Genomic DNA, 16,097 nt, shown 5'->3' on the forward strand with positions numbered 1-16,097 from the left:
ATCCACACATCAAATGAGGCGTAAGTAAGTATTTGCTTTTCTTGGGTATAGGCACCGCCCAGTGCAATTTGCGACCAATTTAAGCTGTCTTTTTGATAAGGGTCTGTTTTGAAACTTAAAAACCCAGCTACCCCCACTGCTAAGCGAGTTTCTGGTTGATAGTATACGATAGGAAGTCCAACAATCTTTATCTTTTGCTTCAAGGTGTCGGTTTGACCAAAACTAATGAAGCACGAAAGAAGCATAACCACTACTATTATATGCCTTCCGTGCTTCATAAACATGCGTTATTCTATATACGTTTAAATTGGCAGATTGGATCTTAATCCTCCAATTCAACCAAGACAGGACAATGGTCTGATCCCATAATTTCATTTAAAATTTGAGCTTTCTTAACACGCGGCATCAAGCTTTCTGATACTAAAAAGTAATCTATTCTCCAGCCTACGTTCTTTGCTCTTGCTCCGCCACGGTAGCTCCACCAAGAATACTTTATTTGTTCTGGATTCAATGCTCTAAAAGTATCTACCAATCCATTGCTGGTAAAGGCATCCATTCCGTCAATTTCTTTTTGCGTAAAACCAGCACTTTTATCGTAGTTCTGCTTGGGTCTTGCTAAATCTATTTCTTTATGCGCCACATTAAAATCACCACAAATAACTACTGGTTTCTTAGCCTCTAATTCCTTTACATAATTCAACAAAGCCTCGTCCCAAGTAGTTCTATAATCTAAACGAGAAAGGTCATTTTTAGAATTAGGAACGTATACCGTAACTACATAGTAATCTTTGTATTCTGCACAAGTAACTCTTCCCTCTTGATCGTGTTCTTCAATTTTTAAATCAAAATCTACAGAAAGAGGCTTTTCTTTCGACATAATTGCCGTTCCTGAATATCCCTTCTTAACTGCAGAATTAGAGTAAATATGGTAATCCTTAAAATCAGCTAATGCTTCTGCTACCTGATCATCCTGTGCTTTGGTTTCTTGTAAACACAATATGTCTGGGTTCATTATTTCTACATCGCGTGCAAAATCTTTTTTTAAGATGGCACGAATTCCATTTACGTTAAAAGATACTATTCTCATGGGCATAAAAATAGAAAATCTATAGGTCATGCCTATGTAGAAGTAAGAAGAATACAATAAAAAAAGGTCTGACAAATAATATTGCCAGACCTTCACAACTGTCGTTCTATGTTTTTCAATTAAGCCATTGCTGGTTTTTCATAGGTATACCCTACTCCTTTAATGGTTCTTATGGTTTGATCCCCTATCTTCTCTCTTAGTTTTCGTATGTGTACATCTATGGTTCTTTCTCCTACTACAGTATCATTCCCCCAAACTTTGTCTAAAATTCGATCTCTGGTAAACACCTTTCCAGGAGCTGACAATAGGAGCTCAATTAATTCAAATTCTTTCTTAGGTAAAAGCACATCTTCACCGTTGTTCACCAATACAAAACGTTCTTTATCTATATAGTGAACTTGGTTTCCGTTTTTAGGTGATCCCGATTGGAAGCTAGATCTCCTCAATAATGCTTCAATTCTAGAAAGTAATAATCTTGGGCGAATTGGTTTGGTTATATAATCATCTGCACCGGCATCAAAACCTGCAATCTGTGAATAATCTTCTGCCCTTGAAGTAAGCATAGCAATTACTGGTTGGTTGATTTCTTCTATATCTCTAATGGTTTGGCAAACTTCTATGCCATCCATTCCTGGCATCATTACATCTAGTAAGACTAAATCCGGCTTTACTTTTTTAACGAGTTCAACCCCGCTAATACCGTCATTTGCCTTGTGTACATTGTACCCCCCTTTTTCTAGGTTGTACTCGAGCATACTAAGTATATCTTGTTCGTCGTCTACTAATACAATTTTCTTAGCTGTCATTTCTTCTGGTGTTTGCCACAAAATTACCCTATAGACATCAAGCTAACTTTTCGATGAGGTTAAGCTATGTTTAACAAATACACCTCAATATTAAGTTAATATTAACAAACAATTTCAGCATGAATTCCACACAAAAAAACTTCTAAAACACCTGTATTTACTGGGGTTAACTATTTCGTAACATTACTTTAAATAACTAATAAAACTCGGGTTACCTCACAGTAACAGTGTTGCCTCATCTTTGCACCGAAATAAATAATTAAAATGAAAAAGAAAACACAAATCGTAGGAATGGCATTAGTTGCAGGGGCACTAACATTAGGAACCGTTTCATGTAAGGAAAAAGGTTGTATGGATGAAACTGCCATCAACTATAATGAAGACGCAGATAAGGATGACGGATCATGTGAATACGCATCTGATGAGTCTGAAGTAAAGAAGTCAGGAGAAATTTCGTCTGACGAAACTTGGACAGCTGATAAGGTATACATCTTAGAAGGTCGAGTATTTGTTTCTGCAGGAGCAACATTAACGATTGAACCAGGAACAATTATCAAAGGAGCTGAAGGAACAGGAAACAACGCATCTGCTTTAATCATTGCAAAAGGAGCTAAAATTGATGCTCAAGGAACAGCTGCAAAGCCAATCATCTTCACATCAGTTTTAGACAATATCGAAATCGGACAAACTTCTGGAAATAACTTAGACGAAAAAGACACTGGAAAATGGGGTGGAGTTATCGTTTTAGGAGCGGCACCAACATCTGCTGAAAACGGAGATACAGAAACTCAAATCGAAGGTATTCCAGCAACAGAAACATACGGTGCATTCGGAGGATCTGACGCTGCTGATAACTCAGGGGTTATGACTTACATCTCTATCCGTCATGGTGGAGCTTTAATCGGAGCTGGTAACGAAATCAACGGATTAACTTTAGGTGGTGTTGGTAACGGAACTACTATCAACAATATCGAGGTAATGTCTAACTTAGATGACGGTATCGAATTCTTTGGAGGAACAGTAAACATCGATAACGCTATCGTTGGATTCCAAGGAGATGATGGTATTGATATCGACATGAACTACTCTGGTACAGTAAACAACTTCTTCGTAATTGGAGGAACTGATTCTGATGAAGGTTTAGAAATTGACGGACCAGAAGGATCAACATACACAGACGGAATGTTTACCTTGAAAAATGGTACTGTAATTACAGCTGTAGGTGCAGGATCTGGATCTGATCTTAAATCTAAAGCGCAGGGTACATTAGAAAATGTTGTTTTCTCAGGATACGCTACAAATGCTGCTAAATTCAGAACTTCATTCTCTGACGCTGGTAACTGTACAGTTAAAACAGATGCATTCACTCACTTAACAGTTGATGGTAAATTAGTATTCACAAATGTTGAAGTAGTTGGTGCTTCAAATGTTGATAACGCAATTTCAGTATACACAGGAACGGATGGAGCTGATGCATGTGTGACTTCAGTTGAAGAAATCGCTGCAGAAACTGCTGCTAATCCTTCTATCGTTACCACTGCAACAGTTGGAGGTGATGCATCAGCATTCTCTTGGACTTGGGCAGCTGAGAAAGGTAAACTTTAATTCGACAGACCGAATTATATAGAGTATATAAAAATAGAAAAGCGCTTACTTCGGTAGGCGCTTTTTTTATGAAAAAAACTACCTCATCAAAGGTCCAAAAAACAGCTGTATCCACCATGAATAAAGGGCTTAACACAGGCTTAACATTACTTTAAAACACTAATAAAACACAGATCACCTCACAGTAACAATGTTAGCTGATCTTTGCAGCGCATTTAGGTCCAAACACAAATTGAATCAAGTACTTAAGTGCAAACAAAACAAATAGAAAAAGTCAGTTGCCTGAACAACAATTGATCAATTAGAATTTAAAGGTTATGAAAAATTTATTATTCTTAGGTATCACATTTTGCTTGTTAACCTTAACGAGTTTTGCCCAAGAGAAAGGAACAATTACAGGTTTCGTTACCGATGCAAAAACTGGTGCAGGAATTGAATTCATTGCTAAAGTTTCTCCAGAGGGAATGAACATTGGAGCAACTACCGGAATTGACGGTGAGTACGCATTAAGACTTGATCCTGGAACTTACACTATTGTCTTTTATGAAAAGGCTGAATATCAAGACCATTCAGAAGAGGTAGTAGTCGAAGCAGGAAAAGTAGTTGAATTAAACGTTGCGTTAACACCCATTACTGGTTTAGAAGAAATTACAATTGTAGCAGAAAAATTAAACGCCACATCTATTGCCGCTGGATTAGAAGCAAAGCAAAAGGCAAAAGCTACTACAGAGGTAATGACCAGCGATGCCATTCAAAAAACTCCTGCTAACAACGTAGCAGATGCCGTACAACAAATACCTGGAATCTCTATCGTTGATGGAAAAGATGTATTTGTAAGAGGTTTAGGAGATAGATATACGAAAACTGTTTTAAACAGTATGGAGATTCCTGGATTGGACCCAGACAAAAACTCTGTACAGATGGATATCTTCCCAACAAGCGTTGTAGACAACATTACAGTATTTAAAACCTTTACACCAGATTTACAAGGTGACTTTACAGGTGGTGTAGTAAACATCAAAACAAAAGATTTTCAGGAAAAAGCTACTTTCCAAATTAAAGCTGGTTTAGGATACAACACTGAGGCTTCTTTACGCAATGATTTCTTATTGTATCAAGGAGGTAAATTAGACTTCTTAGGATTTGATGATGGAACACGTAAATTACCTGTTAGTCCTTACGCTAAATTTCCAGACCCTACTCAAAACGACCCAAGATTAAATACAATGACATCTCAGTTCTCTGGAACGATGGCTGCTTCACAAATGTTCTCCGGATTGAACAACAACTTTGGTTTGGTATTAGGAAACAGTCGTGATAGTGTGTTTAATAGAAAGAACTTGAAGTACGGATATAACTTCGTTGCCAACTACAGAAACAACTACAGATTTGTTGAAGAGGTAATCTTTAACGAATACAGAAAAGATCAAGACAAAAGCATCAACCAAATCTACAGAGATAGAGAAAGTAGAGGATCTATGGGTGAGCAAGAAGTAACATGGTCTGCATTATTCGGTCAAACTTTAAAGGTTAAAAACGGATCATCATTCTCATTAACAGCATTTCACACACAAAGTGGATTATCACAAGCTGCACACTTGATTCAAGAAAACTTTGAGTCAAACCCTGGTATATTGGACAAAAATGGTTTACAGTACACACAACGTTCTGTTTCTAACTTAAACTTCTCTGCTAAACAGCAATTGAACAAATGGAACATTAACTGGAAAGTTTCTCCAACTTACTCATCTATTCAAGACCCTGATGTTCGTTCTACAGCATTAGAAGTTGAAGACGACGGAAACGGAGGGAGACGATACGCACTGAACCAAGCAGTTGGAGCTGAGATTAAAAGAACATTTAGATCTTTAAGTGAATACAATATTTCTGCGCGTTATGATATGGATAGAGACCTTGTAATTCGTAAGAAAAACGGAGACTCCATTGTATCTAACTTAAAAGTGGGTGCAATGAACACCTACAAGAACAGAACATTTGATGTTTACGATTACATTTTCTTAGTGGAGAATGCAACTGAATACAGCGGAAATCCAGATGATTACTTTTTACCAGAAAACATTTGGAGCACAGAAACAGATCAAGGAACTTACGCAAAAGGTGAACGCGAATTGGCAAACTCTTTCCAAGCTTCTCAAAATGTAGCTGCAGTATACGGTATGCACGTATTGCCGCTAACAAATCGTTTGGAATTTGTTTATGGAGCTAGAATTGAAAAAGCAGATAACTACTACACAGGACAAAACTCTTCAAACACGATCAATTACAGAAATGAAAAAGTGTTGGATGAATTAAATGTATTGCCTTCATTAAATGTAAAGTATAGATTATCTCACCCAGATAGCACAAAAGTTAAAATGAATTTAAGAGCTGCTCTTTCTCAAACTTTGGCAAGACCATCGTTTAAAGAAAAGTCTATCTCTCAAATCTATGACCCCATCCAAGGTAGACGTTACAACGGTAATATCGATCTGATTCAAACAGATATTTACAATGCAGACATCCGTTGGGAAGCTTACCTACCAAATGCACAGGTGTATTCGGTAAGTGCTTTCTACAAGAAATTTATCAATCCTATTGAAATCGTTTCTTTCGATGTTGCTCCAAGTGAAGTGAAACCTATCAATGCTGGTCAAGCTGATATCTTCGGGTTTGAATTCGAAGTAAGACAAAGAATTACAAACTTTAACTCTTCAGACACTGCAAGTAAATCTTTATACTTCGGATTGAACGCTACATACGTTAACTCGAGAATCGATATGTCAAAAGTATTGATTGATAAAGGAAACGAAACTGTTACAGAAAAACAGATTCGAGAAGAAAATGCAAGAGACGGTGAGGTTATTGGACAATACAGATCTATGTCTGGACAATCTCCTTTCATCATCAACTCTTACTTAAACTATGTAAATCGTCCGTTAGGATTGGATATTAACATCAACTACAACGTACAAGGAGAAAGATTATCAGTAGTAGGTATTGGACGTTTACCAAATGTCTACGAAAAGCCTTTCCATTCGTTAAACTTTAAAATCTCTAAGAAGTTTGGAGAAGAGCAGAATTGGAAAGCAAGTATTTCAGCACAGAACTTGTTGAATCAAAAGCGCCAAAGAGTTTATCAATCATACATGTCAGATTCTCAAATCTACGATTCATTCTACAGAGGAATGAGCTTCTCAGGATCTGTAACATTTACCTTCTAAATAATATTAAAAAAGCTATCCGTTCAAATAGCGATATCTAAGAAGAGAAAACGCTGTTCATATCATTTGGGCAGTGTTTTCTTATTTTTTAGACTTATTAAAAGGTAGTAGCTGAAAACTGTAACTCGCTTCAAAAGCAGGTAAACAACTTTTAATTATATTCGTGCCATGGCAAAAGGCATAGAAAAATACAACAAGAGAGGATTGCAGACCAGCTACGTTTCTGTAATCGTTGGAATATCTCTTGTACTTTTTATGCTAGGTATGGTAATCGGAACCTATTTGTGGTTCGAGAACCTACAAAATGCTTCCAAGGAAAACATAGAGATCGATTTGTTTTTCGACCCTTCTTTGAATAATTCTGACATTAAATTCATAGAGCAAGACTTAAAGAAATTTGATCAAATCAAAGAGGCTTGGTTTGTTTCTCCAGATAGAGCATTAGAAGTTTTTAATGATGGGAATTCAGCGGAAATCAATGCCATTAAGGAAATTTACGAAGGCGAGAGTCCTCTTCCTCCTTCCATCACTTTTCATCCTAAGGCAAGTATTGCTACTCCAGAAGCAATCAAAGCTTTAAAGACGGAGCTATTGGCAGCTTATCCAAACAAGATTACCGAAATCAACTACAACGAACAAGAATTGGAAAATGTAAACCTCGGTTTTTTAAAAGCAATTTATGTATTTGCCATTTTAGCCTTCTTGCTCATCATCGTTGCATTTGCCATTATTAATAATACCATCCGACTTTCATTATACAGCAAAAGATTTACAATAAAAACCATGCAATTGGTAGGTGCCAAACCGCGTTTTATTCGCCGCCCCTTTTTATGGCATTCCATACTGCAAGGAATTATCTCTGCTGTTTTGGGAATGGCCCTATTAACGGGAGCCTTTTTTGTGATTGAAAGCTATTTCTTTAGCATAGATATAGACTACACCTTAACCAACCTCGGAATTTTATTCGGGTCATTACTTGCCCTAGGGAGCGTCATAAGTATTTTATCTACTTGGTTTGCTCTTAACAAATATTTGCGCAAGAAACTCGATGATTTATATTAATTTAGTACCATGGAATCAAAAGACAGTAACAACAGATTCGTTTTTGCCAAAGAAAACTACATCTACTTAATAGCAGGAGTTGTATTAAATTTCATCGGATTCTACCTTATGCAAGGTGGAGGAGTTGAAGACCCTAACGACTTCAACGCTGAAGAATTATTCTCAGAAGTACGTTTAACTGTTGCTCCCATTTTAATCGTTTTGGGGTACGCTGTAATCATCTGGGGTATTATGAAAAAACCTCGTAATTCAGATTCTACAAAATAACATACTCCTTACATGGATATTTTAGATGCTATCATCCTTGGATTGATCCAAGGATTAACAGAATTTTTGCCCGTCTCTAGTAGTGGGCATATTTTTTTAGGTCAAGTAATGATGCAAAAGTTTTCTGAAGAACCTTTGCTATTCACTATCGTTCTACACTTGGCAACAGCACTGAGTACAGTGGTTATCTTTTGGAAAGACATTGTTTCCATCTTCAAGGGATTATTTCAATTTAAAAATAACGCAGAGACGAAGTTTTCTTGGTACATCATCCTTTCAATGATACCTGCAGGAATCGTAGGTCTAACGTTGGATGATATGATAGATTCTATCACTCAAAAAGACAATCAATACTTTGGGTTAATTATCGTTGGAATTTGTTTACTATTTACTGCAGCACTTTTATACTTTACGGAAAAGAGCAAAACACAAACCAAGGAACTCAATGCTAAAAATGCTTTTGTCATTGGTATTGCTCAAGCCATAGCAGTATTGCCTGGTATTTCTCGTTCTGGTTCTACCATTGCAACAGGAATCTTATTAGGAGTAAATCGCGAAAAAATGGCGCGTTTCTCATTTTTAATGGTGCTCCCACTTATCCTTGGTGCCATGCTCAAAAAAGGAAAAGATTACATGGATGCCGGAGGAGAGAATACAATCGAAACTTTACCTCTACTTGTAGGTTTCATCGTTGCTTTCTTTACAGGATTAGTTGCGTGTAAATGGATGATTGCCTTGGTGAAAAAGGCTAAATTGACTTCCTTTGCAATTTATTGTGCTGCAGCAGGAGTTGTAGCCATTACATATTCTCTATTTTTCGTTTAATGGATTTTAAAGCAGGTGAAGTATTATTGGTGGACAAACCTTTGGAATGGACATCATTTGATGTGGTAAATAAATTGCGTTGGAAACTACGTAAGAAATACAACCAGAAAAAATTTAAAGTAGGTCATGCCGGTACCTTAGACCCATTGGCTACAGGACTTTTAATTATTTGCACGGGGAAGGCTACTAAAATGAGTCAAGAACTCATGGCAGATGACAAGACCTACACAGGGACCATACTTTTAGGAAAAACTACACCTAGTTTTGATTTAGAAACGGAATACGATCAGGAATTTCCAACCGAACACATTACTGAGGAATTACTAGAAGAAGTTAGACAAAGTTTTTTGGGTGAACAATTGCAAACTCCCCCCGTATTTTCCGCTAAAAAAATTGACGGTAAACGCGCCTATGAAAGTGCTCGAAAAGGGGTAGAGATAAAGATGCGTAAAAACCTCATTAACATTAGCTCTTTTCGTATAGACAGCAGCAGATTCCCCGAAATTGATTTTGAAATTTCTTGTTCTAAAGGAACCTATATTAGGTCAATTGCAAGTGATTTTGGAAAAAAATTAGATAGCGGAGGAACTTTAACCGCGCTACGACGTACAAAATCTGGAGACTTCTCAATTGACACAGCCAAGACAGTTGATCAATGGCTTGAAATTATTGAAGAAACAGAAGTATCTGCTACAGAATAAATTTATTAACTTTGTAGCCCTCTTCACGGTAGGGAAAGGACCATAAATTATTATTTATCACAGCTTTACTCCCCAAAAGTAGATTTGGTGTTGAATTCTAATTATGCCCCTAAAGAAGAAGAAAACGCAAGTATTTTTAATTATCGCACCGTAATGCGAGTAAAAATTAGTTTAACACATGAAATTATCAGAGTTCAATTTTGAATTACCAGAAGAATTAATTGCTGAATACCCAAGCAAAAACAGAGATGAAGCACGATTAATGGTTGTGCATAGAGATACTGGTAAAATAGAACATAAACTTTTCAAAGATGTAATTGATTACTTCGATGAAGGGGATGTAATGATAAGAAACAATACCAAGGTATTTCCAGCTCGTATGTACGGGAACAAAGAAAAAACTGGAGCTAAAATTGAGGTTTTCTTATTGAGAGAATTGAACAGAGAAAGCTTGTTGTGGGATGTATTAGTTGACCCAGCAAGAAAAATCAGAATTGGTAACAAATTATACTTCGGAGAAGACGAATCACTAGTTGCCGAAGTTATAGACAATACAACATCGAGAGGTAGAACTTTACGTTTCCTATTTGACGGTACTTACGAAGAATTTAAAGCTAAGATTACTGAATTAGGTGAAACTCCACTTCCAAAATACATCAAAAGAGAAGTTGAAGAAGAGGATGAAGAAAGATACCAAACTATTTACGCTTCTGAAGAGGGAGCTGTAGCTGCACCAACTGCAGGATTACACTTCTCTAAAAACTTATTGAAGCGCTTAGAGATCAAAGGAATTGATTTCGCTGAAATCACTTTACACGTAGGTTTAGGAACATTTAGACCTGTTGAAGTAGAGGATTTAACGAAACACAAAATGGATTCTGAGCAAGTTACAATTACACAGAAATGTGCTGATAAAGTAAACGAAGCGAAGAAAAACAAAAAGAAAGTGATTGCGATTGGTACTACATCTATGCGTGCTATTGAGTCATCAGTTTCTACAGAAAGCTTGTTGAAACCATTTGATGGATGGACAAACAAGTTTATCTTCCCTCCATACGAGTTCAGTATTGCAGATGCAATGATTACGAACTTGCACACACCTTCTTCAACATTGTTAATGATGGTATCTGCTTACATGGGACACGAATTAATGATGGAAGCTTACCAAGAAGCGATTAAAGAAAAATACAAATTCTACTCTTACGGTGACGCAATGTTAATCTTGTAAGAAAGCTGAAATATTAGAAAGGCGGTTTATATTAAACCGCCTTTTTTATTGGCAAAATTTTCTATCCTCCTGCCGTTGAAGCGATAATTGCTGCAATGATTCCCGCACCAATTATCGTAATGTTCACAATGCGATTATTACTTCCTTTAGCTTCTGCCAATTCTCTATTCTTTCTTTCTTCCTTGATATACTCAATATGAGAAGCAATTGAATCATTGGCAACGGGTAATGTTGTACTATCCATCACTACAGCAAGTCCACGCATAAACTGTCTGAGTTTTGTTTTTCTCTTCACTCGCATTTCCTTTGCGTCGTACAAAGTATCCGCTAGAATTCTTGACTTTTCTACGTTAAATATGTCTTCACCGAATTCAACATTCACCAAAGCATTCGCCCCCAATTTATGGGCTTCATATTTTAGGTTGTTAATGAGTTGATCTACTGAATACCACTCGTTACCTACAACTTCTATATGTGCTATTTTGTTGTACTCAGGTACATTTTGTTCTTTCTTAAAAAAGAGTGGAATCTCTGTATTATTGGGTAAAGGTTGCCGTTGTTCTGTTACAACAATCACCGTTTTTTCTACAGGCGCTGGAGCATAATGATCTGGATTTATACAAGAACCCATTAACAAAATGCTTGTTAACACGAGGGTGGTTAATTTTTTCATGGTTAAACTTAAGGATGATGGCTGAAATTACTTATTATCATTCAGATATCCAATCCTATACATTACATAATCATTCCACTTAGGAGCATACACCTTCACACAATCCTGAATAAAATTCAAGGGAAGTGTAAAACCAACTTACTATCAAAATCTTGTTATCTTTAGAGGAGACCGAAAAAATATGAGAAAAGAAATCAAACTTGCCGTTTTAATTGATGGTGATAATATACCTTCAAAATACATTAAGGAAATGATGGAGGAAGTATCTAAATATGGTAGTCCAACCGTAAAAAGAATTTATGGAGATTGGACCAAGCCACAGCTTTCGAAATGGAAAAATGTACTCTTAGAAAACGCCATCAATCCTATACAACAATACAGTTATACACAAGGAAAAAATGCTACCGATTCAGCCATGATTATAGATGCCATGGACATTTTGTACTCCGAAAAAGTAGATGGTTTTTGCTTGGCTTCATCAGACTCTGACTTTACTAAATTGGCAACTCGATTACGAGAAGCCGGGTTATTGGTGTATGGTATTGGTGAAAAGAAAACACCAGAACCATTTATCGTAGCGTGTGATAAATTCATCTACTTAGAAATACTCCATAAACAAGAAGACGATAATGACAATAAATCGAAAACTAACATCGACAAGATTACACCTAAGGTGGTACGTTTATTAAAATCAACCGTTGCCGATACCGCGGATGATGATGGTTGGGCATTTATGGGTGATGTAGGAAGTTTATTATTGAAGAAACAATCTAATTTTGACCCTAGGAATTTCGGGTACGAAAAATTGACGCCCTTGTTTGAAGGATTGAAGGGATTTGAGATAGAAAGAAGGGTGCAGGAGAATAGTAGGTTTAAGTTGGTTTATGTGAAAAATAAGTAAGGGTATTGATTCACCGCAATTTTGCCAAGTTCTTGGTTAAGAGCCAAAAACTTCATAACTTTTAGGTATAATCAACCTAAATTACTATGAACTTATCTGAATTTTATAGCAGGTACAACGATGAGCAAAATTGTATCCAATTTTTAAAGAAACATCTCGAAAAAACTATATCATGCTGTCCAAAATGCACTTCTAAAAAAATTTGCTGGAAAACAAATTTTGTAGGTTGGAGATGTAACCGTTGCTCTGCAAGAATTTCTATGAAAAGTATTAGTTTCATGCGCGACAGCAATTTAACTTTTGCCGAATGGATGGAAATCATATACTTAGTCTTAAATGGAAAGAAAACTAGATCAATTTCTGAAATCTTACGATTATCAAAGCAAACAAGACATGATACTGTATCCTATGCAGTAAAGAAAATAAGGCAAGAACTAAGTAAAAATAACATCAAAAAGTCATCACATTTAAATGATCTACTCTTATTTGATCATCAAAGCGATGAAGTTGGAACAAACTCCTTGGACTCACCTGGTATTCCAATTTCATTGGTTCTTTATATCCAAAAATCACCAAACAATAGAAAAGACAATATTCAGGTAGAGCTTTATGGGAAATACAAGATTGAAGCCTTGAAGCTCAAAGTTAGCAGATTCATATCTACTAACTATAGACATAAAAAACTCTGTCACATTAAAATAAAGACGGAAAAATCACCTTCAATTCCTTCGAAAATCAATCGCAACTGGAAACGAAAAATTCAAGAAAACTTAATAAAGAATATCAAGGGTTTGCATCACAATGTTTCAATACTATTTATTCAAGGAATACTTAATGAATACTGTTTCAAATACAACCATAGACATTCAAATATTGATAGAATGAATGAATTCATGAGAATTTGTACCATATAATCCTGGCAGGATTGCGGTGAGTCACGAAAATTATAAAATCAAAATCGAATATTCACTACCTTTACCACAAACACTCCCCCATGAAACGTATTCATCTTTTCGAATTTGAGGATTTTAAAGCTTTTCCCAACTTTCTTCGCAATAGTATGACGAATTATCTCGAGGCTTTTCACCGTGTCATTCAAACAAAAATTGACCTTAGCCTTGTGATTAAGAAAGCTCTCAATATTTCTAATGCTTCTCATATTCAAGACTTGTGTTCTGGAGCAGGAGGACCTATGCCTGATGTATTGCATGAACTTAAAAAAGAATCTAGCTTTAAAAATTTGGAGTTAACACTTACCGATCTATATCCTAACCAGCAAGCCATTCAAAAATTTAAAGGGGTTGCTGATATCAACTATCAATCCTCTCCGGTAAATGCAGTGGAGAATACTAAAAAGGAAGACACCTTGGTAACCATGATATGTAGCATGCACCACATGCCTCCAAAAATTGCTAAAGAAATATTACTGAATGCTCAAACTAACAAACAAAGCATCTGCGTATACGAAATCAGCGACAATGGCTTTCCTAAATTCTTATTCCCAATCAACTTCATCATCGGAATCATTATGCCCTTTTTTGTTACTCCCATGGTGAAAAAATTAACTTGGCACCAAATTCTATTCACTTATTTTATTCCCATCCTTCCCCTACTTATTTCATGGGATGGAACAGTAAGTAATGTAAGAACTTACACCAAAGCAGATTGGTTAGAATTAATGGGTGAACACATGCAAGACGACTACGTCTGGGAAATTGAAACGATAGGAGATAAAATGAAAAAAATCTATGTTTTAGGTTATCCAAAGCCGAACTAATACTACTTTTATAACGATGAAGGTAAATGAGGCAAATCTTAAAAAACTTTACTACTCCATCGGGGAAGTGGCAGAAATGTTTGAGGTAAATACTTCACTTATCCGTTTTTGGGAAAAAGAATTTACTGTTATAAAACCCAAAAAAAATAAAAAGGGGAACCGACTTTTTACCCCCAAAGACATCTCCAACTTCAATAAAATTTATCACCTTGTTAAAGAGCAAGGACATACTTTAGATGGTGCTCGTAAAGCAATCAAAGAAAAAGAGAGTGTGTACAGTGAAAAGGATTTAGTGATTGATAAATTAGAGAGCATCAAAACAGCACTCATAAAATTAAAAGAAGGAAAGTAAAACAGTAAGATTAAGCTGCTTTCACTTGTCCCCCTAAATTCAAACCTGATACCAGTTCTGTTAAATAAGTATTCATCTCTTCTAAATACTGTTTTTGCTGTGGGTGCATATTCATCAACTTTTCCAACAGGGCTTTATAATCTGAGATTTTCGTTTTCGTTTCCTCTATGTTTTGTGTATCACTATTACTAGCATGTAGGGTAAGATTAATGTCTTGCGACAACTTTACAATACGCAAACCACTTTCATTGTAAACACTTGAATTAGAGATTTTATACCCGTATTTCCAAGCCGTAATGCAAAGCTTTTTTGCAGTTTCAAAAATATGTGTCATTTCATTTAATTTTGATTTAAAACTAAGCAATACATGACCAGCTATTTAAGCACCACGTTAACCTTGATGATTTGGTGAAATTTTATTTACACCTCCTTCACCCTGTAGTAACTTTTCAATAATCTTTCAAAAGAAATCAAACTACTAGCGCTGCTCCATTTCTATTTCACAGAAGCACCCGAAAATTCACGAGAAAATAGTAATTTTAGAGTCCAATTTTTACATGCATGGAGAAATTACAGAACTTTGTAAATGGTGAGTACACAAACTCATCTAGCAATCAATATATAGACAACTACGAACCAGCAACAGGGAAAGTTTATTCCCTTATTCCAGATTCTAACGCAGCAGATGTTGAAGAAGCAGTAAAAGCGGCAGAAGCTGCCTTTCCTATTTGGTCTAACATGAGCAAAGAAGAAAGAGGTGACATCCTTATGAAAGTGAGTACTGGTATTGAAAAATACATGGACGAATTTGTTGCGGCTGAAAGTAGAGATAACGGTAAGCCAGTTAAGTTGGCGGGACATGTAGATATCCCTCGTGCTGTTTCTAACTTCAAATTCTTTGCTACAGCAATTCAACATTACGCTTCAGAATCGCACTACATGGAAGGCGTAGGTGTTAATTATACTGTGCGTAAACCATTAGGAATTGTAGGATGTATTTCTCCATGGAACTTGCCTTTATATTTGTTCTCTTGGAAAATTGCTCCAGCTTTAGCGGCAGGTAACTGTGTTATCGCTAAACCATCAGAAATTACTCCTTACACCGCATATTTGTTAGGTAAGGTTTTAAAGGAGTCTGGCATGCCTGCAGGTGTATTAAATATATTGCACGGTTACGGTCATACCGTAGGAGATGCCATGGTTAGACATCCAAAAATTAAAGCCATTAGCTTTACGGGAGGTACAAAAACTGGACAAACGATTGCAAGTATTGCAGCTCCAATGTTTAAAAAGCTTTCTTTGGAATTAGGTGGTAAAAACCCGAACATCATTTTTGCTGATTGCGATTTTGATGATATGTTAAGTACTACGGTACGTTCTAGTTTTGCCAACCAAGGTCAAATTTGTTTATGTGGTTCTAGAATATTTGTGGAGCGCAGTATTTACGATAAGTTTAAAACTGCCTTCGTAGAAAAAGTGAAGAATTCGAAAGTTTCTAATCCTACAGATCCAAAAGCACATTTAGGTGCATTGGTGAGTAAACCGCACATGGAAAAAGTGCTTTCTTATGTTGAACTTGCCAAAGAAGAAGG

General features: G+C 36.2%; 16 protein-coding genes and 1 pseudogene. 12 read left to right on the forward strand and 5 right to left on the reverse strand.

All coding sequences use genetic code 11. From position 1 onward, the window contains the following. The 3 genes and pseudogenes from AC22ZQ_RS05870 to AC22ZQ_RS05880 form a co-directional block, all read right to left on the reverse strand. Positions 1-278: pseudogene (locus tag AC22ZQ_RS05870) on the reverse strand (hypothetical protein); the annotation flags it as partial. 44 nt (positions 279-322) lie between these two features. Beyond that, positions 323-1,087 carry an exodeoxyribonuclease III gene (locus tag AC22ZQ_RS05875; protein ID WP_318957852.1) on the reverse strand — a complete coding sequence of 255 codons (765 nt, stop codon included), beginning with the start codon at positions 1,085-1,087 and terminating at the stop codon, positions 323-325. Between the two features lie 119 nt (positions 1,088-1,206). Beyond that, positions 1,207-1,893, reverse strand: a complete 687-nt coding sequence (locus AC22ZQ_RS05880) for a response regulator transcription factor (protein WP_318957853.1) — start codon at positions 1,891-1,893, stop codon at positions 1,207-1,209. Positions 1,894-2,157: 264 nt separating this feature from the next. Here AC22ZQ_RS05880 and AC22ZQ_RS05885 point away from each other — a divergent pair, with 264 nt between their 5' ends. From AC22ZQ_RS05885 to queA, 7 genes are all read left to right on the forward strand, one after another. Next, positions 2,158-3,498, forward strand: coding sequence for a hypothetical protein (locus AC22ZQ_RS05885; RefSeq protein WP_318957854.1), 1,341 nt, complete (start codon positions 2,158-2,160; stop codon positions 3,496-3,498). 317 nt (positions 3,499-3,815) lie between these two features. Continuing rightward, positions 3,816-6,719 carry a TonB-dependent receptor gene (locus AC22ZQ_RS05890; RefSeq protein WP_318957855.1) on the forward strand — a complete coding sequence of 968 codons (2,904 nt, stop codon included), beginning with the start codon at positions 3,816-3,818 and terminating at the stop codon, positions 6,717-6,719. A 168-nt stretch (positions 6,720-6,887) separates the two neighbouring features. Next, the gene (locus tag AC22ZQ_RS05895) at positions 6,888-7,781 is read left to right on the forward strand and encodes a cell division protein FtsX (RefSeq protein ID WP_318957856.1); all 894 of its coding nucleotides are present in this window, start codon (positions 6,888-6,890) and stop codon (positions 7,779-7,781) included. A gap of 9 nt (positions 7,782-7,790) precedes the next feature. Beyond that, the gene (locus tag AC22ZQ_RS05900) at positions 7,791-8,048 is read left to right on the forward strand and encodes a DUF3098 domain-containing protein (RefSeq protein ID WP_318957857.1); all 258 of its coding nucleotides are present in this window, start codon (positions 7,791-7,793) and stop codon (positions 8,046-8,048) included. Between the two features lie 12 nt (positions 8,049-8,060). Beyond that, positions 8,061-8,873: an undecaprenyl-diphosphatase UppP gene (uppP, locus tag AC22ZQ_RS05905; protein WP_318957858.1), complete on the forward strand. Its 813-nt coding sequence runs from the start codon at positions 8,061-8,063 to the stop codon at positions 8,871-8,873. Further along, complete coding sequence (gene truB / locus AC22ZQ_RS05910; RefSeq protein WP_318957859.1) at positions 8,873-9,574, forward strand: tRNA pseudouridine(55) synthase TruB; 702 nt, start codon at positions 8,873-8,875, stop codon at positions 9,572-9,574. Before uppP ends, truB begins: the two co-directional genes overlap by 1 nt. Positions 9,575-9,752: 178 nt before the next feature. Then, positions 9,753-10,802 carry a tRNA preQ1(34) S-adenosylmethionine ribosyltransferase-isomerase QueA gene (queA, locus tag AC22ZQ_RS05915; RefSeq protein ID WP_318957860.1) on the forward strand — a complete coding sequence of 350 codons (1,050 nt, stop codon included), beginning with the start codon at positions 9,753-9,755 and terminating at the stop codon, positions 10,800-10,802. A 61-nt stretch (positions 10,803-10,863) separates the two neighbouring features. Here queA and AC22ZQ_RS05920 read toward each other — a convergent pair whose 3' ends face one another. Then, entirely contained in the window at positions 10,864-11,475 is a 612-nt protein-coding gene (locus AC22ZQ_RS05920) for a hypothetical protein (protein WP_318957861.1), read from the reverse strand. Positions 11,476-11,656: 181 nt separating this feature from the next. Here AC22ZQ_RS05920 and AC22ZQ_RS05925 point away from each other — a divergent pair, with 181 nt between their 5' ends. The 4 genes from AC22ZQ_RS05925 (at position 11,657) to AC22ZQ_RS05940 (ending at position 14,505) form a co-directional block, all read left to right on the forward strand. After that, positions 11,657-12,376 carry an NYN domain-containing protein gene (locus AC22ZQ_RS05925; RefSeq protein ID WP_318957862.1) on the forward strand — a complete coding sequence of 240 codons (720 nt, stop codon included), beginning with the start codon at positions 11,657-11,659 and terminating at the stop codon, positions 12,374-12,376. 278 nt (positions 12,377-12,654) lie between these two features. Further along, entirely contained in the window at positions 12,655-13,290 is a 636-nt protein-coding gene (locus AC22ZQ_RS05930; RefSeq protein ID WP_318957863.1) for a hypothetical protein, read from the forward strand. An 80-nt stretch (positions 13,291-13,370) separates the two neighbouring features. Next, positions 13,371-14,153 carry a hypothetical protein gene (locus AC22ZQ_RS05935; RefSeq protein WP_318957864.1) on the forward strand — a complete coding sequence of 261 codons (783 nt, stop codon included), beginning with the start codon at positions 13,371-13,373 and terminating at the stop codon, positions 14,151-14,153. A 16-nt stretch (positions 14,154-14,169) separates the two neighbouring features. Next, the gene (locus tag AC22ZQ_RS05940; RefSeq protein ID WP_318957865.1) at positions 14,170-14,505 is read left to right on the forward strand and encodes a MerR family transcriptional regulator; all 336 of its coding nucleotides are present in this window, start codon (positions 14,170-14,172) and stop codon (positions 14,503-14,505) included. A 10-nt stretch (positions 14,506-14,515) separates the two neighbouring features. Here AC22ZQ_RS05940 and AC22ZQ_RS05945 read toward each other — a convergent pair whose 3' ends face one another. Beyond that, a complete protein-coding gene (locus AC22ZQ_RS05945; RefSeq protein ID WP_318957866.1) occupies positions 14,516-14,839 on the reverse strand; it encodes a hypothetical protein in 324 nt (107 codons plus the stop codon). 227 nt (positions 14,840-15,066) lie between these two features. Between AC22ZQ_RS05945 and AC22ZQ_RS05950 the strand changes: the two genes are divergently transcribed. After that, positions 15,067-16,097, forward strand: a 1,031-nt coding sequence (locus tag AC22ZQ_RS05950; protein ID WP_318957867.1) for an aldehyde dehydrogenase family protein, incomplete at its 3' end; no start/stop codon positions are given.

It is taken from the genome of Lishizhenia sp. (genome assembly GCF_057456495.1).

What these genes read in the sequence shown, in the direction of transcription:
- AC22ZQ_RS05895 (WP_318957856.1), top strand. Translation starts at nt 6,888, where the DNA reads ATGGCAAAAGGCATAGAAAAATACAACAAGAGAGGATTGCAGACCAGC.
- truB (WP_318957859.1), top strand. Translation starts at nt 8,873, where the DNA reads ATGGATTTTAAAGCAGGTGAAGTATTATTGGTGGACAAACCTTTGGAA.
- AC22ZQ_RS05885 (WP_318957854.1), top strand. Translation starts at nt 2,158, where the DNA reads ATGAAAAAGAAAACACAAATCGTAGGAATGGCATTAGTTGCAGGGGCA.
- AC22ZQ_RS05890 (WP_318957855.1), top strand. Translation starts at nt 3,816, where the DNA reads ATGAAAAATTTATTATTCTTAGGTATCACATTTTGCTTGTTAACCTTA.
- AC22ZQ_RS05920 (WP_318957861.1), bottom strand. Translation starts at nt 11,475, where the DNA reads ATGAAAAAATTAACCACCCTCGTGTTAACAAGCATTTTGTTAATGGGT.
- AC22ZQ_RS05925 (WP_318957862.1), top strand. Translation starts at nt 11,657, where the DNA reads ATGAGAAAAGAAATCAAACTTGCCGTTTTAATTGATGGTGATAATATA.
- AC22ZQ_RS05945 (WP_318957866.1), bottom strand. Translation starts at nt 14,839, where the DNA reads ATGACACATATTTTTGAAACTGCAAAAAAGCTTTGCATTACGGCTTGG.
- uppP (WP_318957858.1), top strand. Translation starts at nt 8,061, where the DNA reads ATGGATATTTTAGATGCTATCATCCTTGGATTGATCCAAGGATTAACA.
- queA (WP_318957860.1), top strand. Translation starts at nt 9,753, where the DNA reads ATGAAATTATCAGAGTTCAATTTTGAATTACCAGAAGAATTAATTGCT.
- AC22ZQ_RS05930 (WP_318957863.1), top strand. Translation starts at nt 12,655, where the DNA reads ATGCGCGACAGCAATTTAACTTTTGCCGAATGGATGGAAATCATATAC.
- AC22ZQ_RS05935 (WP_318957864.1), top strand. Translation starts at nt 13,371, where the DNA reads ATGAAACGTATTCATCTTTTCGAATTTGAGGATTTTAAAGCTTTTCCC.
- AC22ZQ_RS05880 (WP_318957853.1), bottom strand. Translation starts at nt 1,893, where the DNA reads ATGACAGCTAAGAAAATTGTATTAGTAGACGACGAACAAGATATACTT.
- AC22ZQ_RS05875 (WP_318957852.1), bottom strand. Translation starts at nt 1,087, where the DNA reads ATGAGAATAGTATCTTTTAACGTAAATGGAATTCGTGCCATCTTAAAA.
- AC22ZQ_RS05900 (WP_318957857.1), top strand. Translation starts at nt 7,791, where the DNA reads ATGGAATCAAAAGACAGTAACAACAGATTCGTTTTTGCCAAAGAAAAC.
- AC22ZQ_RS05940 (WP_318957865.1), top strand. Translation starts at nt 14,170, where the DNA reads ATGAAGGTAAATGAGGCAAATCTTAAAAAACTTTACTACTCCATCGGG.